Source organism: Mycoavidus sp. SF9855, assembly GCF_024582735.1.
Lineage (GTDB): Bacteria > Pseudomonadota > Gammaproteobacteria > Burkholderiales > Burkholderiaceae > Mycoavidus.
In genome coordinates this window covers 2,027,634-2,047,513 of the sequence record NZ_CP102085.1, presented here as the reverse complement: position 1 = coordinate 2,047,513, position 19,880 = coordinate 2,027,634, and the positions used below count along the sequence as shown (strand labels likewise).

Below are 19,880 nucleotides of genomic sequence, written 5' to 3'. Positions count from 1 at the left end.
TGTTTTAGAAAATTTAGCTCATGACGACGCCACGGTGCGTAGGACTTGGTGGCCCTCTCCGCGCACCAGACGCCCGGCTTTTACGTACTTGACAGGGGTTAGCGGAAGAGCGGCCTGGGCCGCCTGCTGCCGCTCGATACTCACGCGCCCATACAGCGTGGTGCGCTGTACGGCGGTTCGTCCCAAGCCGGCAGCAAGTGCTGCCATCGCTGCTGGCGGTAGTTCTTGTCCGTGGGCCGCGCCGGCAGCACGGCTGATCGATTCGTTCATCAAGGTGCCACCCAAATCGTTAACACCTGCCTGCAAGCAAAGTTGTGAGCCTTGCTCGCCCATCTTCACCCAAGATGTCTGGATATTATCAATCAGACCATGAAAGGCTAGGCGTCCTACGGTATGCATCAAAACGGCTTCGCGCAAGGTCGGCCCTTGATGAGAGCGATTTCTTCTGAACAGAGGAGCTTCTTCGTGCACGAAGGGCAGCGGGACAAACTCAGTCAGCCCTCTTGTGTTACGCTGCAGCTCGATTAGTTTGAGGATATGCTGCGCCCAGTGCCGGTAAGATTCGACATGGCCAAACATGATCGTGGCGGTGGTGCGCAAGCCTAGCTCGTGAGCCGTTCGAATCACCGTCAGCCATTCCTGCGTATTTAATTTGTCTGGACAAATCTGACGCCGCACTTCGTCATCTAAAATCTCGGCCGCAGTGCCAGGCAAGGTACTTAAGCCAGCTTTTTTCAAATCAGACAAAAATGCTTTGACTGTTCTGCCCAGACTCTGTGCGCCATGCATGATCTCAAGGGGTGAAAAGGCATGGATATGAATGTCCGGGCATTCCGTTTTGGCCGCTGAGCAAATGTCGAGATAAGTGTGTCCCGTGTAATCAGGATGAATGCCACCCTGCAGGCAAACTTCGGTGGCGCCGCGATCCCAAGCTTCCCGGACGCGGCGGCGGATTTCGTCAAGTTCGACGATATAGGGTTTTTCGCGCAAGCTTTCTTCTACGCGCCCTTTTGAGAAGGCGCAGAAGTTGCAATGATATTGGCAGACATTGGTGTAGTTGATATTTCGATTGACAACATAAGTAATATTGTCTCCGTTGGTCTCTTGGCGCAGACGATTAGCCGTTTGCGTAACATACGCGAAATCGTTGCCGCGGACCTTGAATAAATGCACGAGATCAGCTTCTTCAAGGCGATCGCCAGACAAGCATTTGTTGACAATATCGATGGTCTGCGGCGAAATGCTATCCGCATTGGGTATCGTAGTCTGCATCTGCAGACTGGAGATGTCGGTTGCCGTACTGGAGCCCGCTATCCATTTACCATCGGTTCTGGCCAGTCCACCACAGTCTGAATGGAGGAGAAGGTCGCGGTGCAAACCTGGGTCGACCCATTGATCGCGGGCATCGATATACTGCGGATAGACCGTCAGCCGCTCGACCAATACCTTGCCACCACGGGCCGTGACGTCGCTCAGCCGTTCGAGGTGCGGCCAAGGCGCTTCGGGGTTGACGTGATCGGGTGTGATGGGCGATACACCTCCCCAATCGTTAATGCCCGCGCGGATCAAGTCGGTGAGATCGCCTTCGAAAAGATTAGGTGGCACCTGAATACTCATGGCTGAGCCGAGGATTAAACGGGCAGCCGCTGTGGTCCAACATAGTTCGTCCATCGATGGCTCAGGAGCGTTAACCATCTTGGTGCCGGCTTTGGCGCGAAAATTTTGCACAATGACTTCTTGCAGGTGTCCATAGCGATCATGCAAATCGCGCAGCGCAAAGAGCGATTCCAGCCGCTCACGGCGGGTCTCGCCGATGCCGATCAAGATGCCTGAAGTGATCGGTATATGTGCTTCGCCAGCTAAGCGCATCGTTTCAAGCCGCACTGCCGGATGTTTATCCGGCGAGCCGTAATGTGGCCCGCCACGCTCGGAAAGCCGTTCAGAGGCCGTCTCTAACATGATTCCGAAAGAAGGCGCATGCGGCCGCAACGCTTGGTACTCGGCAGCGCTGAGCACGCCCATATTGAAGTGTGGTAGTAGCCCTGTTTCGGCCCGTACGCGTTGCGCGACCTCGGCGACGTAGCTGGCTGTGCTAGCATGCCCGAGTTGCTGGAGTGCTTCGCGCGCAGCTGCATAGCGCGCTTCAGGCCGGTCACCCAGCGTAAATAAGGCCTCGCGGCAGCCTGCTGCAGCGCCCGCCCGGGCAATCTCTAACGCTTGCTCCACCGTCAGAAACGCTGGGCCAACCACCCGTGGCGCTTTAGCGAAGGTGCAGTAGTGGCAGACATCTCGGCACAGATGAGTGAGCGGAATAAAGACTTTGCGCGAATAGCTTACGTTGTTACCCCAGCCGATGTCTCGCCAGGCCGAGGCAAGATCAGACAGCGCTCGCCAATCCTGCACCGCCTCAAGTTCATACGCTAACTCCTTTTGATTCAGCCTTGGCTGAGCGGCATCAGCGGAGTACTCAATTTTCTTGAGTATTTGACTCACCGGACTACTCATTGCTGCTTTCATCATAACCCCTCCATTGGACATCTTTGATAGAAGACTTGAATTCGTCAAGATCGGCTGGTAAATCAACATCTAACGCCCAGCTTCTTGAGCGGACGATCCAAACATCAATTCCTGCGCGCCGCGCGGCGTCTTTATGAGCGGACAGGCTGTGCCCGCTAAAATGCATCGGAATCGCGCCAGGTCGGCAAATTAGCCCATTGGTGCCATAGCCTTCCCGGTTCGGTGCCATGCCAATTGCATCTACTGGTGCGCGACTCAACATGTCGACCGCGGCTACATCTAGCAGCGGCAAATCGCCGGGGACGAACATCACACGTTGTCCGCCCGCTGCGGCAACATGGGCGGTTGCCCGCGCGCAGGCGTTGGCCATGCCTTCATCGGGTGGTCCCCACAAGATCTCTGCGCCCGCGGCCCGAGCCATCTCTGCGCTGATTTCAGAAGGCGTAACCACCAGCAGACGCGCGATTTGGGATGATGCCTTCAGCGTACTAATGACGTGATTGGCCATTGAGAAAAACAATGAGCGGCGGGAGGCGTGGCTGAGAACGCCAGCCAGGCGTGTCTTAGCGCATTCAGGCGCTTTTAATGGCACTACTCCCCAAATACCGTCGCTGCGCTGACGCGCAGAAGCAGAATGCATAGTGCAATCTCCTTTTTATTATTTTCCTGAAAAATCAAGGTGACGCGCATTGTGAATGCGCGTCACTTCAATGGGCTCTTCATTCAATATTTTTATATTTGAACACGATGCTGCCATATAATAATTTAGTTGTCTAATCATTTCTGATTGACACACTCCGCGCCGATGGTTCGCCCGTTCTCTTTTTGCGATGCCTTGTGCTAAGCCAACGTTCACGCGGCTTTTAGCGAAAACGTAGACGCCGTCTCAAGAAACACATCTTCTGGTTTGCTACGAATCAGCTGCTGAATCGTTCCATCGGCTGGGGGCAGATTCGCGCCGCGGATCAGCACAACAGGCCTGCTCTCGTCCGCTTGCCCCATCAGAAAGGAGGCCGCTGCGGCGAGTTCGTCAGCTACTGCCACTTGACTTGTCTGTAAGAGGCAGCCAAATAAATCTGGCTTTCCAATATAGTTTTTAAGCGGCGCAAAGCCTGCCACACCAATTGCGCATCCCGCCGTACCGCGGCGCCAGGCTCTGCCAAAGCTGTCATTGATGATAACGTTAACGTTGACACCGCACAGGTGGTGAATCTGCTCTTTCAATTTCTGCGCGCTGTGATCAGAGTCTTTGGGCAGTAACAGTACGGTGTCGCCACCGCCAACATTCGAATGATCAATACCGGCGTTCGCCATGACGAAGCCATGGCGATGCATGACGATGAGCATACCTGTTTCCCTGTGCGCGATGACTTCCACCGACTCAGAGAGGATGAGTTCAACCAGTCGTGGATCTTTATCGACCTTCTGTGCCAAATCGATGGCTTGCTTAGAAGGCGTGACTGAGGATAACTTAGCCCATCGCCCTTCAGATTTGGAAACGATCTTTTGAGCAAGCACCAACACATCGCCATCTGCTAAGATGAGATCATCCTCATGTAGCGCCTTAAGAATGATTTGGCTAAGGTCATCCCCAGTCTGGATAAGGGGAATGCCAGATACGGCGTGTAACGTTAGGCTTTTGCTTGATGGTATAAAACGGCTCATCTCCTGCTCTCCTTTTTAAGTTTCCAATGATTAATGAGTCAGCTCTTCACCAACAAGGAAAGTTAAACGGGCGTCTAAGTGTGCCGCACAGTAGCCCGATTGTTTTCGCATTAGCCATGATGGTGTATTGAGCCGGACAAATTTAAACAACTTTCAAGTTTCTTTTCCGCTTATCATATTCGATTAATGCATACGCGCTGTGATTATGGATCGACTCAAAATTCTCGGCTTCAAGCACGTAAGCGATAATCCGATCATCTTGATTGAGCCGGCTAGCAGTATCACGCACTAAATCCTCGACAAATTTTGGATTATCATAAGAGTGCTCGGTCACAAATTTTTCATCTGGCCGTTTTAAGAGCCCCCACAATTCACAAGATGCCGATTCCTCAGCGATGCGTATCAATGCCTCAATCGATAGCTCAAGGCTATTTAATTCTGCCTTAATGGTCACATGCGAGCGTTGATTATGCGCGCCATAGAACGAGATTTCTTTGGAGCATGGACATAAACTCATCACGGGCACCAAAACTTTCAAAAAAATCCGGCTCGTATTGCCATGCGCTTCGCCAATAAAGCTGACCTCATAATCAAGCAAGCTTTGAGCTCCCGATACTGGCGCTGTTTTATTGATGAAATAAGGAAAAGTAATTTCAATGCGGCCCGCGGAGCTCTCTAATTTGTTGAGCATCTTGAGGGCCATCTTCTGAAAGCCGGAGAGATCGAGCGGGATCGTGTTTCCTGTCTTAGGGTCTACCGTGCTTTCTTGCAATAGGGCAATAAAGCGCGACATATGAGTGCCCTTTTGATCGGCCGGTAAGTAAACATCAAGCTCGCAATGGCCGATTGTTGGCTGGCTCGCACCAGTGGCGCTCAGTACTGTTAGTGGATGACGTATCGCTTTGATGCCAACTCGCTGAATCGAGATTTCGCGGTGATCAGTGCTGCTTTGCACATCTGACATAGCCAAAACAGAGTCTACACAATTCATCATAATATAATCCCCTTGAGCTTTTTATATAATAAATTCAGTTGAGTTGGTGCTCAGTCCCCTAATTTCGATCCGCATGATCTGTCTATGCGGACGCTCTCTAAGTCACAGTCTGCCAATTGCTGCACCGGCCCCTATGAACGATAAAACCTGGCAAATTTAATGATGAGTTAAGGTGCTAGATACCCGTAGCGATCAGGTCTTTGAGATGGGCTGAGTCTCCGTTTTTCAGCACACGCTCCTCCTTTTCAATTGTCACCAGCGCATCGATTGACTACACTCATTGTTTTTACATTGTGTTACTAGCCCAGCGTTGCATAGAGAGTGTCATGTCACGCTGAGGTGTGCGGCTAAGTTTTGGGTAGTTTAGATTATCTGTGAAAAGCGGGCAACTTTAATTTCTAACCATGTAAGAACCCCTGTTTACACCTCTTCGCTTTGGGGTGGGTGATGCTTCTTCTGTAGTTCATCTAGTTTTCGGGCTAGAATACGACCGATTTTAGCGGTTGGCACGGGCCTATCCATATCGTCGTGTTTGCAGTGGATATCGTAAGTTTCGATATTGCCGAGAACGTAAGGTTTCCATAAATGAGAAAAGGAGGGCTGGGTAGATCCATCTGCCATTATCGTTGCATGAAAGAAGAGCAGGTCGCCGGAATAAATGAGCGGAGAAAAATTATTTAAAAGGCAAAGGTTATTTTTGATGATATTTCGGGTTTTTTCCCATAAATATTCCCCCGCATCTGAAATATTTTCATCGCTATAGCGATCAAGAAGTTTGATGTAGATAGTTTCTTGATCTAACTCAAGTTTATTGTCCAACTGGAAAGGGCCCGGATGACTATCCAACAAAGCAAGCAACGAGACTCTTTCGCCTTGTTGTTCAAGCTGAGTTGCGATGCTGTGAACAACATTGCCGCCAAAAGACCATCCCAGCAAATAATAAGGCCCGTTAGGCTGAATGCGGCGAATGTGTTTAATATAGTCTAACGCCATGGTATCGATTGTTTCTGCAAGCTGTGATACGCCACTGAGTCCACAAGCTTGCAGACCATAGACAGGTTGGTCCGCGTCTAAATGCTGAGATAGACTGATATAACTCCAACTCAGACCAGCCACGGGGTGAACGCAGAAAAGAGGTGGCCGAGCGCCTTCTGGCTTGATGGGAAGCAAGACATTAAATGAATCGTCTTGGGCTCCGTCTAGCTTGAGTAAACGCTGCGCCAGTCCCGCGATGGTAGGCGCTTCAAACAGCATGTGGAGGGCAATCTCGACGCCCAACGTGGTGCGAATACGATTGATCATCCGCACGGCGAGCAGCGAGTGGCCACCGAGCGCGAAGAAACTGTCGTAACGGCTGATGCGCTCCAAACCAAGCATTTCAGTCCAGATTGTGGCGAATGCGATCTCGATCTCGCCTTGTGGCGCTTCATACGCTTGATGAGCGAAGGCTTCGTCGTCCGGGGCTGGCAGCGCTCGACGGTCAAGCTTGCCGTCGGGCAGGTAGCGCGCTAGGTCCCCCGTCTTGTACATACGCAGAAGCTCGCGCTCTTCGCTCGGCAGCACTTCCAGTTGCCAAGCCGGTTTGTCCAGCCGCTGTTCAAGCGCTTCGGCTAGGCTCTGCAGCGCCTGCTGCATATAACCGCATATATGATTAGGATCAAGCGGATTCACAACCTGAGCGATCAGTCCCAACGTTTTTCCGAAATCCTCCACGAACAGAGCGAGTGGATAGTTCGTGCGTTCGTCCACACTCAACAACTCAATGCCGGGTGCCATTTGGCCCTCTGATGGCACCACAATGTGGTGCCGGTAGTTCAGCAACGCACTAAACAAAGATGTACCAGCCGGCACACCACTGCAGCGTTGGGCCAGCGCCAGCGATGCATGCTCATGGTCGAGTAGTCCAGCTAGGAGCGCATGCGTATCCCGCACACTGTGCTCAACGCTGCGGTTCAACTCAACACACAGTGGCAAGGTGTTAATGAACAGCCCCAGGGCACGGTCCGCCCCGTCACCTGCCTGCATCCGCCCAAATAGCACAGTGCCAAACACCGCCCGCTGTAGGCCACTACTGCGTGCAAGCACTTGTGCCCAAGCCAGATGGCATAGACTGGCCAGGCTCACGCCCAGTCGTTTCGCCTGAACGCGCAGGCGATCGTTCAACTCCTGCGGCAGTAGTCGGCGTGATTCGGTAACCCCGGTACCGTCGCGATAAGTATCGGTCAGCCCGAAGGGCAACGTAGGCTCCTCCACTTTGGCCAGCATATCGGTAAAGAACCGCTCGTGCGCGGCCTGACTCATACCCAGACGCGTTTGCGCCACCAGGTTGCGGAACGGTTGGGCAGCGGGCAGCATATCGCCCCGGCCTTCGAGGAACGCCTGCACCTCGGTCTGCATGATTTCTAGCGTCGAATGATCCTCGATCAAATGGTGTAACAGCTGGACCAGCAGCCAGCGGCCATCACTGTTCTGCGCAATCACGAAACGCAGCAACGGGGCCTGGGTCAAATCAAGACGATGCTGACGGAAACGCTGAGCCAGTTGTTCAGTGATCGGTCCATCGGACGGATCCAGTGTGAGCTCCGTGATAGACAATGGCGCCTGACGCCAGACTACCTGCGCGGGCGTGGACAGATGCGCCCAGACAAAGGCGGTACGCAGGATATCGTGGCGCTTGACGACCTGCTGGATCGCGTCTAGATAACGATCGAGTTGCTCCCGGTCAGTAAAGGCTATTTGGGCAATCAACAGATACGGATCGCTTTCAGTCGCCAGCAGGTGGTGAAACAGGAAGCCATCTTGCAGCGGGGACAATGCATAAATATCTTGGATATTCGCAACGCCACCGGGGACCTGTGCCGCAATCCAGTCGATCTCGGCCTGACTGAGATCGATCAACGGTAGCATGTCCGGCGTAAGCATGGTGATGTCGGATGGAATGAGATTGGGCGGCACGGAGACTTCCCGGTGCAGGCCCAGCGATTGGGCCAGCTCGCTCAGCGTAGGCGTATCGAACAACGCGCGTACCGAGAGCGTCAAGCCAAGAGAACGCAGGCGTTCGATCATCCGCACCGCGAGCATTGAATGGCCACCGAGCGCAAAAAAGCTATCGTGACGGCTGACGCACTCAACCCCGAGCAGCTCTGCCCAGATTGTGGCCAGCGTGGTTTCTATCTTACCTTGCGGCGCCTCGTATGCCTGGCGCGCAAAGGCTTCGCCATCCGGCGCCGGCAGTGCCCGACGATCAAGTTTGCCGTTGGGCGTCAACGGCAGTGCATCCAAGCGCACAAAGGCGGCCGGCACCATATACTCAGGTAACCCGGCCACGAGATACGTACGCAGTGTGCTCGCTAGCTGTTCGTCCATCTCGGCCACAACATAGGCAACCAGCCGCTTGTCGCCGTCCTCGCCTAGCGCAAGCACGATAACATCGCGCACCAGAGGATGCTCGATAAGGTGCGCTTCGATTTCGCCGGGCTCAATCCGAAAGCCCCGGATCTTAACCTGGTGATCGTTGCGGCCGAGGAACTCGAGATTGCCGTCGGGCAGATAGCGGGCCAAGTCGCCCGTCTTATACATGCGGGCCTCGGCATGATTGCTGAACGGATCGCAAAGAAAACGCTCGGCGGTCAATTCAGGGCGGTTCAAATAGCCACGTGCGACACCCGCTCCGCCAATATACAGTTCGCCCACCATTCCCAACGGCACGGGCTGACCATCGGCGTTCAGCAGATAAACCTTAAGATCGGGAATCCTTACCCCAATCGGACTGCCCACTTGATGACTATCCTGTTGTCGTAGCGGCTGGTAAGTGACATGCACGGTGGTTTCCGTAATGCCATACATGTTCACTAATTGAGGCGCGTGCTCCGAACGCATGGCGTACCATGCCTGCAAGATTGCAGGTTCAAACGCTTCACCACCGAAAATCACATAGCGTAATTGATCGCGCAATTGGCTTTGTGTTTGGCTGGCAATAAAAGTCTTAAAAGCACTGGGCGTCTGGTTCAATACGGTCACGCCTTGCTCGCAAACCAGCCGATGAAACTCTTGTGGCGAGCGGGCAATCTGATGAGGGACTAAGATCAGTTTCCCGCCATAGCGCAAGGCTCCCCAGAGCTCCCAAACCGAAAAGTCGAAGGCAAAGGAATGAAACAGGCACCAGGTATCATGCTGGTTAAAGTGATACCAAGGTTCTGTGGCATCAAACAGACGTACAATCTGCGCATGCTCAACCATCACGCCTTTGGGGGCGCCGGTAGAACCGGACGTGTAGATTACATAGGCAAGATGACGAGCAGTCAGGCCAAGCACGTGCGGATTAGTGACTGCCTGTTCTGGCTGCACCGCTAGATCGAGCACAGTCAACGAGGCGAGGGCCCTTTCGCCCAATGTGGCGCGGCCCACTGCGTCTGCCAACAGGATCCGTGGCGCCGCATCGGTGAGAATGCTCGCCAGCCGCTCGCCCGTATATGCCGGATCAAGTGGCACATAAGCACCACCCGCCTTGAGAATTGCCAGTAGCCCCACCACCAACGCTAGGCTGCGTTCCACGCAGATCGCCACCAGCGTATCTGGTTGAACGCCCAGCTCGATGAGTTGATGCGCAAGACGATTAGCACGCGCATTCAGTTCCGCATACCCTAATGCCTGACCTTCGTACACCAAGGCAATGGCGTCCGGTGTACGCTCAACCTGTGCTTCAAATAACTGATGAATGCATTGGTGCGCTGGATACGGCGCCTCCGTTGTATTCCATTCGACCAGCAATTGCCGCCGCTCCGCTGCACTGAGCAGGTCGATGCCGTCGATTGGCTGGGTGGGCTCTGTGACCAGGGCGTCCAGGAATTTTAGAAAACGGCGCTGGTGTGCAATGAGTTCGTTTGCTGTATAGAGGGAGGGGTTCGCGTCAAAGTCAATCCGCAATGGGCTGTCCCCGGATAGGACATAGACCGCGATCATCAGGTCTTCGACCGGCCCATTGACAAGATTATGAGTGGCCGATGCATGTTTGCCAAAGCGCAGGTCATGGTCAAATGGCATCAGATTGATGGTGGGACCAAACAATGGCCGGCCTTGCGCCAGTCGGAGTTCTCGCCGTAGCTCTTCACAGCGATAGCGTTGATGCCGAAAGCCGTGTTTAATCTCTTGCGCCGCCTGTTCTATCAATGATGTGAGGCTCGTGTCTGGCTGCACCGTGAGTCGGATAGGCATGACATTAGAAGTCATGCCGGGAATACGCCGGCCTTCGCCAAAGCGAGCTGGCACCGGAAAGCCCAACACCACGTCTTGAGCACCGGTTAAACGATGAAGATACGCCGCCACGGCAGCGGTAATAAACTGAGCCAAACCACTTGCGTCAGAAGCGTAAGTGCGCATTGTTTGAGAAGAGAGGTAAGCTGTCTGACGCAAACGGTGGTGCAAAGCGGGGGCTTGCTTATCTGCAAGTGTCACCGCGCTAGGCCAATCCGCGCAGTGCGCACGCCAATATTCCCGGTCTTTTGTAAAGTGCGCAGAGGCGCGGTAGCGAACGTCATTTTCCAGCAGCAGCGATACGGGTCCGAATGGGCGCTCTTGCGCTATTACCCCTTTGACTCGTGCGCTATATACCTGCGCCATGCGTTGCGCGATGAGGCGGCCACTGGCCCCATCCATCGCGATATGGTGACAACGCTGATACCAAAAAAATCGGTCAGGTGCGATTTTTAACAATGCAAAGCCAAACGGCAGGTTATTCAGTAGGTCGGTTGGCTGTTCGTAGTCCGCTTTCATCCAAGCTTCGGCAGCAGCTTGAGGATCAACCTCTGCGCTGAGATCGATCAAAGGAAGTGACCAATCCGGTAAACTGACAAATTGTTGAATGCCATCGCTACTTTCGATGAACTGAAGACAAAAGCTTTCTGCTTCCGCGACCACCTGTCGCAAGGCGGCTTCGAACAAGGCCGAGTCAACGGCGCCATGGATTTCTGTGAATTGGCAAATATTGTAGACAGGACTACGGGGGTTGATTTGCTGCGCGAGCCAAATCTCCATTTGTGCAGCGGATAAGGGATAGGTTACTGGATTTGGATTGACGCAAGCAGGCATAAGTCTTATCTAAAGCAAAAATTAAAGGTCGGCCATAGGTTGATGGGCCACGCTATAAAATTTCAATGATGGAACTTGGACTACAGAACCTAAAAAATACTAGGGGGCTGTTGAAGTTTGGCACTAAGCTCTTGCAAAATAGGAGCAAGCCCGTATTGTTGAGGTTCTCATACCAACACAACGCGAGTTTGCAATGCGTCGATTACTTCTTTATGGATGAATTCCGATTGAAAGTGGGAAAGATTTTGCCTGATGAGCAAATTTATCGCAAGCACAATTTGTGTTTATACTCTAATTTCTAATCATCCCACTAAGATGCGCTTGCAGATTATAATAAATTGAATCGTATCTCTTCTGAGCTAGGCTCAAATTCATGGAAAATCACTTTAATCAAGCTCTCACTCAACCCCAAACAGCGCAGATTAACTCACTCACCATGACGCGTCCGGATGACTTGCATTTGCATTTGCGCGATGGCGAGATGCTGGCGGCTGTGTTGCCGCATACCGCGCGCCAGTTTGGGCGCGCGCTAGTGATGCCCAATCTGAATCCGCCGGTAACGATCACAGCGCAAGCACTGGCTTACCGCCGCCGCATTCTGGATGCGTTGCCAGAATCTGCGGATTTTGAACCATTGATGGCACTGTATCTCACCGATAACACGCCTGCTGATGAAATTCGTCGCGCCCATGAGTCAGGCGTTGTACACGCGATTAAGCTCTATCCGGCAGGGGCCACGACTCATTCAGATGCCGGCGTGACGGACCTTAAACACTGCGCAAAAACGCTTGAAGTGATGCAAGAGCTTGGTTTGCCGCTGCTGGTGCACGGTGAAGTGACGGATCCGTCAATTGATTTATTCGATCGTGAAAAAGTATTTATCGATCAAGTACTGGTGCCTGTGCGGCGCGCATTTCCGGCGTTGAAGATTGTCTTTGAGCATATCACCACGCAAGAAGCGGCTGACTATGTGCGCGACGCAGAGGCAGCGCCTGGCACGTTTGGCGCGACGATTACCGCGCATCATCTGTTGTATAACCGCAATGCGCTGTTCCAAAAAGGGCTGCGGCCACACTATTATTGCTTGCCAGTTTTAAAGCGCGAGCGGCACCGGATGGCATTAGTAAAAGCGGCAACCTCGGGTAATCCGCGCTTTTTTTTAGGTACGGATAGTGCGCCACACCCTAAAGGCTTGAAGGAGCATGCGTGTGGGTGCGCTGGGTGTTACACGGCTTTGCATGCGCTTGAACTTTACGCGCAGGCTTTTGATCGGGTCGGTGCCTTGGCGCAGCTTGAGGGGTTTGCAAGCTTTCACGGCGCGGCGTTTTATGGCTTGGCGCGCAACTCAGGAACGGTTACGCTGCGGCGCGAGTCATGGCAGCTGCCACTTGAATTACCCGCAGGTGAGCACACGATTGTGCCATTAGGTGCAGGTGAAACAATCGCATGGCGACTTGCTTAACTGAGTAAGCGTGCTAAACTTCACCTGGCAAAGTAGACCAGACAGCCGCCGCCTTCGTTAGAAGGGGGAGGAAAGTCCGGACTCCAAAGGGCAGGGTGATGGCTAACGGCCATCCGTGGCGACACGCGGAATAGGGCAACAGAAAGCAAACCGCCGATGGCCTCAAGCGTTAAGTTTGATGGCTCAGGTAAGGGTGAAACGGTGCGGTAAGAGCGCACCGCGGCTGCAGTGACGCAGCTGGCACGGTAACCTCCACCCGGAGCAATTCCAAATAGGCGAGCATGCATCTATAGGGTGCAAGCAGGCCCCTTGCTAGTTCGCGGGTAGGAAGCTTGAGCGCGTCAGCAATGACGTGCCTAGAGGAATGGCTGTCACGCGCAACTCTGGTTGCGTGCACAGAATCCGGCTTATCGGTCTGCTTTGCCTTTTCTTTATAGTTAGGCCCCGTTGTGTATTGGGGCTGCGAACCTCTTCAGTATTTTTTCTTCTTCACATTTATTCATCTGGGTATTACTTACGCTGCGACTGTGGCGTGTGCGTGTGCGTGTGCGTGTGCGTGGCAAACGGATACCATTTCAAGCCCGTGGCAGATAGATTATCCAAAATAATTTGTGCTGCGCAGCAAATTAATTTTTAGGGTAAATGACCTAAAATAACGACTGAATAGTTCTCTAATTTTCTGTAAGGTAACGCCCAGGCTTGGGGTGTTGTGGCCTAACCTATTGAATAATAAGCATTTTTATTTTTCTGGTAAAATCCTCTAATTTTTCATAATGTAAAAAATGATTTTATATTATAAAGTTCCTTGCATTGCACAAGAGTCATTGCTATAATCTGTTTATCGGTTATCGATTGGTAACCAAGCAGTGTCTCCTCCACCCTCCTCCTTTGGTGGATTCAGCCCAAACTCCGGTTTGGGCTTTTTTTTATCCATTACGTTTATAGGTATTTCGCCTGGCTTTTTAGCGCAGCAAGGCAGGGGTATCGACTCAATCCTTTTTGTTTTAGTAAAAAGCGGGTCGTAGAAAATTTCAGCGAGCTTACGATTCTTAAAGAAAAGCACAATGTCGCTGGCGGGAAGGATTTGGTGGGCGATAGTGGGATCGAACCACTGGCTTCCACCGTGTGAAGGTGGCACTCTACCGCTGAGTTAATCGCCCTAATTGCTGCTTGAGATAGTCACGCATGCATGTCTGCGTAGCACAACCAATAAGCTTATCAGATAAAGGGTGTGGAACGCTACTTTTCAATGCTGCTGCGCCACACACTTTGGATTTTTGCGGCTTTTTCTAATTCGTCTAATACAGTGATATGGGCCGCGATTTCATCTGGAGTTGCACGGAGTACCGGCAATATGAGTTGCTCAAGTGCGATCGACGCATGGTGACGGGTCTCGGCGGAGGGCTCGTTTAGCATATCCAGCAATAGGTTCTCCTGGCCACGCGTCATGGCTAGGTAAACTAAAGCGAGTAGCTCAGCATCAAGGAGCGCGCCATGCAAGGTCCGGTGCGCGTTACTAATGCTAAAGCGTTCGCATAACGCATCGAGCGAGTTGCGTTTGCCGGGAAAGATCTGCCTTGCATGAACGAGCGTATCGATCACTTCCGTGCCGCACTGTTCATTAAATGGCGCAAGGCCCAGTAAGGCTAATTCGGCGTCCAGAAATCCGACGTCGAACGGCGCATTATGAATAATAATTTGTGCGCCTTTGACAAAATCGCATAGTTCGCTGGCGATTTGAGCGAATTTGGGTTTGTCGCTTAAAAATTCGGTGGTTAGCCCGTGTACCGCCAGCGCCCCTGGGTCGCTGTCACGCTCTGGGTTGATATAAAAATGTAGATGGTTGCCGGTGAGCTGGCGGTTGATGAGCTCAATACAGCCAATTTCAATAATACGATCGCCGCCACGGGCTTTCAGGCCGGTCGTTTCAGTATCGAGTACAAGTTGGCGCATAAATGTTTCCACTGAGACGGGTTATCTCGGTTCTGTTTTTGGTGAATAGAGCGGGTTAATTTGAGGCTATTTTTCGCACCGGCAGCGAGCTTTGGGCCTTGGCCTTGGGGGTTTTGATTGGCCCAACTTTTGCTTTGTGCTTGACTACGGGTTTTTTCGCGTTGAGCTTAACGGCTCGTGCCTTGATTGCGTTGGCTGTCGGCGGCAGTGGCCGCACGCGCAGTTTAGCTTTAACCAACGTAGGTTTTTGGCTCGTCGGAACATGCAGCATCACAATCTGCCCAGGCGCGAGCTTGGTGCGCTTGGTATGGTTCCACGCTTGAATTTGGGCAACCGGGATACGATAGCGCTTAGCAAAGGCGGCCATCGTTTCATGCCGGCGCACACGAATCAACATTTTGCGGGTGTCTGGCACATCCGGCTCAAGTGCGAAGACTGCATTTTCTGCGATATAGGCGCTGATATCTTCATCGTCTGCGGCTTTGACTTTGGGTATTAGTACCGTAGAGCCTGGCTTGAGCCGCATGCCAACCGGAATTTTATTGATCGCAGATAAGGTTGCTGGATCAACGCCGATTTTTGCTGCCAGCGTCGTTGTGCGCTCGCGTTTGGTGACGGTATAGGTGGTCCAGCTTGAGAGTAGACCTTGATAGTTATTTAGGCCTTGCTCAAACATTTGTGCATTTTCAAACGGCAACAAAATTTGTGGCTGCGTCGCCCCTAAAATAATCGGTTTTGAAAACGATGGATTGAGTGCATGAAATGCATCAACCGATAAGCCGGCAAGCTGTGCGGCTACCGCAACATCAATATCGCGTGCAGTCGTCACGGTGACAAAGTAGGGATGATCTGGAATCGACGGCAGCGTTAAGCCATATTTTTGCGGTTGCGCAACGATATCTTTAACAGCTTGTAATTTGGGTACGTAATGACGCGTTTCTTTAGGTATTTTTAGGCTGAGGTAATCCGTTGGCAAACCTGCTTTGCGATTACGCGCGATCGCGCGCAAGACATTGCCTTCTCCCCAATTATAAGCTGCTAGGGCAAGGCGCCAATCGCCAAACATACCGTGTAGCTTAGCTAAGTAATCGAGCGCGGCATTGGTTGAAGCGAGTACATCGCGGCGTTCATCTAGGAAAATATTTTGTTTGAGATTATAACTGCGTCCTGTCCCCGGGATAAATTGCCACATACCTGCCGCTTTAGCGACTGACAGGGCTTGTGGGTTATAGGCAGATTCAATAAAGGGCAGCAACGCAAGCTCAGTGGGCATATTGCGTGCTTCCAGCGCTTCTACAATATGATAAAGATAAAGTTTGGAACGCTCGGTCATGCGCTGGACATATTCAGGCCGTGCAGCATACCAAGACAGTTGTGCTTGGGCTAGGTCATTTTTGAGATCTGGCATCTGAAAACCGCGCCGGATACGGCTCCATAAATCAGCCGAATGCCCGCTATGGGCATTGACGGAATCATGGTCAAGGTCAATCGTTTGATCAACGTTGGCGGTTTTAAAACGAGCGGCGAAAGAAGAGAAAAAAGAAGAGCGCTCATCTACCGTGGACAGCGTGTTCTCAGTATTAGCGGGCAGCCTACTGGCGCAGGAGGCTAATAATATGGCCGATGCGACCCATAGCACACTAAAGATGAATCTCATTAGGGCAAGAATTCCAGGTAAAGCCGTAAAAAGTACAAGCATAGCAGGGAAGCTTAACTTGTTTTCAACCGTATTTTAACTAAAGTGGTCTTTCCATTCACGCAGCGCGATAAATGTAGCGAGCCGATCGCTCGTTGGCACAGCAAGCCGCTGCTGTATTTCTGCTTGGTCAACCCGTAAGAAGGGATTAACACGTTTTTCGTGAGCCAAGGTCGTGGGTACGGTTGGTTTACCCTGTGCACGCAGAGTGTGTGCTTGGCGTTGCCAGGTGTGTAAGTCTAAATTATTCGGCTCGCAAGCTAACGCAAAGCGGATATTCGCTAGCGTATATTCGTGTCCGCAGTGTACGCGCGTGGCGCTGGGTAACGCGGCTAACGCATCGAGTGAGGCAAGCATCTGCTGCGGCGTACCCTCAAATAGACGGCCGCAGCCGCTAGCAAAAAGCGTATCGCCGCAGAATACGCGAGGCGCTGTCTGCTGTGCGCCTTTGATGAAATAAGCCAGATGGTCATTTGTATGGCCGGGTATTTCAAGCACGGCAAATTCTAACTGCGGTGCCAGCAGACATACCGTATCATTATGTTTGAGCGGGTGCGTGACGGTGTCGATGGTCTGCTGCGCGGGGCCATATACAGGGACGTCCCACCTGCTAAGTAGGCTCGCTACTCCAGCGACATGATCATAATGATGATGTGTGAGTAAAATAGCGCTTAAATGCCAGCCACGTTCGCGCAATTGAGCGATGACCGGGGTTGCATCGCCTGGGTCGACCACGAATGCGGCTTGGCCATCCGATACCAACCAAATATAGTTATCTTGAAACGCGGGGACTGCTACGTACTCAAGTAATTTGCGAGCAGTAAATGACGTATTCATTGGAGCATCATGTCTAATCAATCTACTATAGAGTGGTCCGCTTGGGCGGCTTCTGCCCCTGGGCGCTATGTGCTTGCCTGGGAGCAGGCACAACTTGATCGCCTGGTGAGTGATATCTTCGGCTATTATGCATTACAACTTGGCCTGCCTCAACTTGATGCGCTGCGTGAAAATCGCATGCCATCCCGCGCGGTGGTGTTGAATGCAGAGTCTGATTTAAAAATGTTGGCTGCGTTTGCCGAATATAGCTGCATTCGGTGCGATTTGCCTGAGCTGCCTTTCGCCTCCCAAAGTGTCGACTTACTTATTTTGCCACACACGCTTGAATTGACGTGTGAGCCACATCGGCTATTACGAGAAGTTGAGCGTGTGTTGTTGCCCGAAGGACAATTGGTGATCTTTGGCTTTAATACATTGAGTCTATGGGGAGCTCGACAAGCGCTTAAGGGGTTAACTAAGCGTTCTTTTGTGCCTGCTCACCGTAAGCTGATTGCGTTTTCGCGTCTCAAGGACTGGCTTAAGTTACTGGGTTTTGAATTAAATCGCGGGCGCTTTGGTTGTTATCAGCCGCCCTTTATGAATGAACAGTGGCTGACGCGATTTGCGTGCGTAGAAAAAGCCGGGGATCGCTGGTGGCCTATTTTTGGCGCAGTGTACATGATTACGGCGATTAAGCGCGTGCGTGGCGTACGTTTAGTCGGCGCCGCGCCGCGCAGTTCTGCCGCCCTGGCGCCTGCTTTGCCGCCGGTGGCCACGCCACAAACTCAGAGGCGTAAATGATGCATTCCGAAACGATCGAAATTTACACCGACGGGGCTTGTAAAGGCAATCCAGGTCCAGGGGGGTGGGGTGCGTTGTTACGCTATCGTATGCAAGAAAAAGAATTGTCAGGCGGTGAACCGGCTACCACCAATAATCGGATGGAGTTGATGGCGGTGATTGCGGCTCTTGAAGCATTAAAGCGCCGCGCCAAAATTGCTATTTATACAGATTCAAAATACGTGCAACAGGGCATTAGTCAATGGATCCACGGTTGGAAGCAAAAAAACTGGATAACCTCAGCGAGAACACCGGTGAAAAACGTCGACTTATGGCAGCGCTTAGATCGGCTAGCTAACCAGCATGAAATTGAATGGTGCTGGGTTAAGGGACACGCGGGTCACCCGGAGAATGAGCGTGCTGATGCGTTGGCTAATCGTGGCCTGATTGAGGCGCAGAAATATCAGGCAAATAGCGGCTAAGCAGATAAGGGGTAAGGTTTTATCCTCAAAAATACAAAAAATAGAACGCTTTCAAGTTATAATTAGAAGGTTTATCTGAGTTAAATTTATCTTAGCGCCTACCCGTATCCTCCGTTCTGGTCCCGCATAGTCAAGTGCGACTGCATGCAGCCAAGCCTTAATGCTGATGTGGAGCTCTCTGGCGAGCACACGGGCAATTTTTAGTGACCGGCGGCGGGTTGACAGTAGGCGTGTTGCCTTTAGGAGTTAGCCGTGTTGCCGTCTTTTCAACCTGCTTTGCTTGCGCTTGCTGATGGCACGATTTTTCGTGGCGTTTCGATTGGCGCTGCCGGTCATACTGTGGGTGAGGTAGTCTTTAACACTGCAATGACGGGCTATCAGGAAATCCTGACGGATCCGAGTTACGCTCATCAGCTGGTGACATTTACTTATCCTCATATTGGTAATACGGGGGTTAATCACGAAGATATTGATGCTGCAAAAATACAAGCGGCCGGCCTTATCATTCGTGATCTTCCTGTATTGTCGTCTAATTTCCGTCAGCATCAGCCGCTTGCTGATTATCTGCGCGAGCAGCAGACGGTCGCGATTGCCGGTATTGATACGCGTCGCTTGACCCGGATTTTGCGTGAGCGTGGCGCTCAAAACGGCTGTATTCTGGCTGGCGACACGGATGCTGAGAAAGCGCTGGCGTTGGCCAGAGCTTTTGCAGGGTTGTCAGGGAAGGACTTGGCTCAAGTTGTCTCAACGCCTAAACCCTATGCATGGACGCAAACCGAATGGCAGTTGGGTACTGGCTACGGCACGTTGACGCAACCACGCTACCACGTCGTGGCTTTTGACTATGGCGTCAAATTTAATATTTTGCGCATGTTAGCGCAGCGTGGCTGCCGGGTCACTGTGCTGCCGGCTCAAACGAGCGCAGCTGAGGCGCTGGCGCTTAAACCGGATGGCATCTTTTTATCCAATGGTCCGGGCGATCCTCAGCCATGCGATTATGCAATTCGTGCTGTGCGTGAGTTGATCGAGCAAAAATTGCCAACTTTCGGCATTTGCCTTGGGCATCAGATTATGGCGCTGGCGATTGGCGCGCAGACAGTCAAAATGAAAACCGGCCATCATGGCGCTAATCATCCGGTGAAAGACCTGGATGATGGCCGCGTGGTGATTACTTCGCAAAATCACGGTTTTGCGGTGGATGCGCAGAGCTTGCCGGCACACGCCCGGATCACGCATGTTTCGCTATTTGACGGTACCTTGCAAGGTTTTGCTTTGAAGGAGTCCCCGGCATTTTGCTTCCAGGGCCACCCAGAAGCATCGCCGGGGCCGCATGATCTAGGCTATTTATTCGATCGATTCATCACGCTCATGGAGCGTGAACGTGCTAGCAACAAAGCGGCCGTATAAGAAAACTATTTAGAGAATTTT

Annotated in this window: 12 protein-coding genes, 1 tRNA gene and 1 other RNA gene; 5 read left to right on the top strand and 9 right to left on the bottom strand. The window is 52.2% G+C overall.

What is annotated here, in order from left to right; translation table 11 throughout:
* Window positions 1–18: 18 nt before the first annotated feature.
* The 5 genes from cofH to NQD60_RS08120 all read right to left on the bottom strand — a co-directional run bounded on the left by cofH (window position 19) and on the right by NQD60_RS08120 (window position 11,263).
* Complete coding sequence (gene cofH, locus NQD60_RS08140; protein ID WP_257100408.1) at window positions 19–2,520, bottom strand: 5-amino-6-(D-ribitylamino)uracil--L-tyrosine 4-hydroxyphenyl transferase CofH; 2,502 nt, start codon at window positions 2,518–2,520, stop codon at window positions 19–21.
* Entirely contained in the window at window positions 2,498–3,157 is a 660-nt protein-coding gene (cofC, locus tag NQD60_RS08135; protein WP_257100407.1) for a 2-phospho-L-lactate guanylyltransferase, read from the bottom strand. Before cofC ends, cofH begins: the two co-directional genes overlap by 23 nt.
* A gap of 212 nt (window positions 3,158–3,369) precedes the next feature.
* Window positions 3,370–4,182 (bottom strand): coenzyme F420-0:L-glutamate ligase, encoded by an 813-nt coding sequence (gene cofE, locus NQD60_RS08130; protein WP_257100406.1) that lies wholly within the window; start codon window positions 4,180–4,182, stop codon window positions 3,370–3,372.
* A 142-nt stretch (window positions 4,183–4,324) separates the two neighbouring features.
* Entirely contained in the window at window positions 4,325–5,173 is an 849-nt protein-coding gene (gene folE2, locus NQD60_RS08125; RefSeq protein ID WP_257101300.1) for a GTP cyclohydrolase FolE2, read from the bottom strand.
* A gap of 423 nt (window positions 5,174–5,596) precedes the next feature.
* Window positions 5,597–11,263, bottom strand: a complete 5,667-nt coding sequence (locus tag NQD60_RS08120; protein WP_257100405.1) for a non-ribosomal peptide synthetase — start codon at window positions 11,261–11,263, stop codon at window positions 5,597–5,599.
* Window positions 11,264–11,636: 373 nt separating this feature from the next.
* On the opposite strand from NQD60_RS08120, the gene pyrC reads away from it, so the two are divergent.
* Both pyrC and rnpB read left to right on the top strand, forming a co-directional pair.
* Window positions 11,637–12,725, top strand: coding sequence for a dihydroorotase (gene pyrC / locus NQD60_RS08115; protein ID WP_257100404.1), 1,089 nt, complete (start codon window positions 11,637–11,639; stop codon window positions 12,723–12,725).
* Between the two features lie 29 nt (window positions 12,726–12,754).
* Window positions 12,755–13,151, top strand: an RNA gene (gene rnpB / locus NQD60_RS08110) — RNase P RNA component class A.
* Between the two features lie 659 nt (window positions 13,152–13,810).
* On the opposite strand, the gene NQD60_RS08105 is transcribed toward rnpB, so the two are convergent.
* The 4 genes from NQD60_RS08105 to gloB all read right to left on the bottom strand — a co-directional run bounded on the left by NQD60_RS08105 (window position 13,811) and on the right by gloB (window position 17,211).
* Window positions 13,811–13,885: transfer RNA gene (locus NQD60_RS08105), tRNA-Val, on the bottom strand.
* Window positions 13,886–13,964: 79 nt separating this feature from the next.
* On the bottom strand, window positions 13,965–14,678 hold the full coding sequence (dnaQ, locus tag NQD60_RS08100) for a DNA polymerase III subunit epsilon (protein ID WP_257100403.1): 714 nt from the start codon (window positions 14,676–14,678) through the stop codon (window positions 13,965–13,967).
* A 55-nt stretch (window positions 14,679–14,733) separates the two neighbouring features.
* Window positions 14,734–16,335 carry a transglycosylase SLT domain-containing protein gene (locus NQD60_RS08095; RefSeq protein WP_257100402.1) on the bottom strand — a complete coding sequence of 534 codons (1,602 nt, stop codon included), beginning with the start codon at window positions 16,333–16,335 and terminating at the stop codon, window positions 14,734–14,736.
* A 75-nt stretch (window positions 16,336–16,410) separates the two neighbouring features.
* Window positions 16,411–17,211 (bottom strand): hydroxyacylglutathione hydrolase, encoded by an 801-nt coding sequence (gloB, locus tag NQD60_RS08090; RefSeq protein WP_257100401.1) that lies wholly within the window; start codon window positions 17,209–17,211, stop codon window positions 16,411–16,413.
* Between the two features lie 9 nt (window positions 17,212–17,220).
* On the opposite strand from gloB, the gene NQD60_RS08085 reads away from it, so the two are divergent.
* The 3 genes from NQD60_RS08085 (at window position 17,221) to carA (ending at window position 19,859) form a co-directional block, all read left to right on the top strand.
* Window positions 17,221–17,991: a class I SAM-dependent methyltransferase gene (locus NQD60_RS08085; RefSeq protein WP_257100400.1), complete on the top strand. Its 771-nt coding sequence runs from the start codon at window positions 17,221–17,223 to the stop codon at window positions 17,989–17,991.
* Window positions 17,991–18,452, top strand: coding sequence for a ribonuclease HI (rnhA, locus tag NQD60_RS08080; RefSeq protein ID WP_223692349.1), 462 nt, complete (start codon window positions 17,991–17,993; stop codon window positions 18,450–18,452). Before NQD60_RS08085 ends, rnhA begins: the two co-directional genes overlap by 1 nt.
* A gap of 252 nt (window positions 18,453–18,704) precedes the next feature.
* Window positions 18,705–19,859, top strand: coding sequence for a glutamine-hydrolyzing carbamoyl-phosphate synthase small subunit (carA, locus tag NQD60_RS08075; protein ID WP_257100399.1), 1,155 nt, complete (start codon window positions 18,705–18,707; stop codon window positions 19,857–19,859).
* Window positions 19,860–19,880: the final 21 nt, after the last annotated feature.

Excerpts from the sequence above, each read along its gene's own strand:
- cofH (WP_257100408.1), bottom strand. The coding sequence starts at position 2,520 with ATGATGAAAGCAGCAATGAGTAGTCCGGTGAGTCAAATACTCAAGAAA.
- cofC (WP_257100407.1), bottom strand. The coding sequence starts at position 3,157 with ATGCATTCTGCTTCTGCGCGTCAGCGCAGCGACGGTATTTGGGGAGTA.
- cofE (WP_257100406.1), bottom strand. The coding sequence starts at position 4,182 with ATGAGCCGTTTTATACCATCAAGCAAAAGCCTAACGTTACACGCCGTA.
- folE2 (WP_257101300.1), bottom strand. The coding sequence starts at position 5,173 with ATGAATTGTGTAGACTCTGTTTTGGCTATGTCAGATGTGCAAAGCAGC.
- NQD60_RS08120 (WP_257100405.1), bottom strand. The coding sequence starts at position 11,263 with ATGCCTGCTTGCGTCAATCCAAATCCAGTAACCTATCCCTTATCCGCT.
- pyrC (WP_257100404.1), top strand. The coding sequence starts at position 11,637 with ATGGAAAATCACTTTAATCAAGCTCTCACTCAACCCCAAACAGCGCAG.
- dnaQ (WP_257100403.1), bottom strand. The coding sequence starts at position 14,678 with ATGCGCCAACTTGTACTCGATACTGAAACGACCGGCCTGAAAGCCCGT.
- NQD60_RS08095 (WP_257100402.1), bottom strand. The coding sequence starts at position 16,335 with ATGAGATTCATCTTTAGTGTGCTATGGGTCGCATCGGCCATATTATTA.
- gloB (WP_257100401.1), bottom strand. The coding sequence starts at position 17,211 with ATGAATACGTCATTTACTGCTCGCAAATTACTTGAGTACGTAGCAGTC.
- NQD60_RS08085 (WP_257100400.1), top strand. The coding sequence starts at position 17,221 with ATGTCTAATCAATCTACTATAGAGTGGTCCGCTTGGGCGGCTTCTGCC.
- rnhA (WP_223692349.1), top strand. The coding sequence starts at position 17,991 with ATGCATTCCGAAACGATCGAAATTTACACCGACGGGGCTTGTAAAGGC.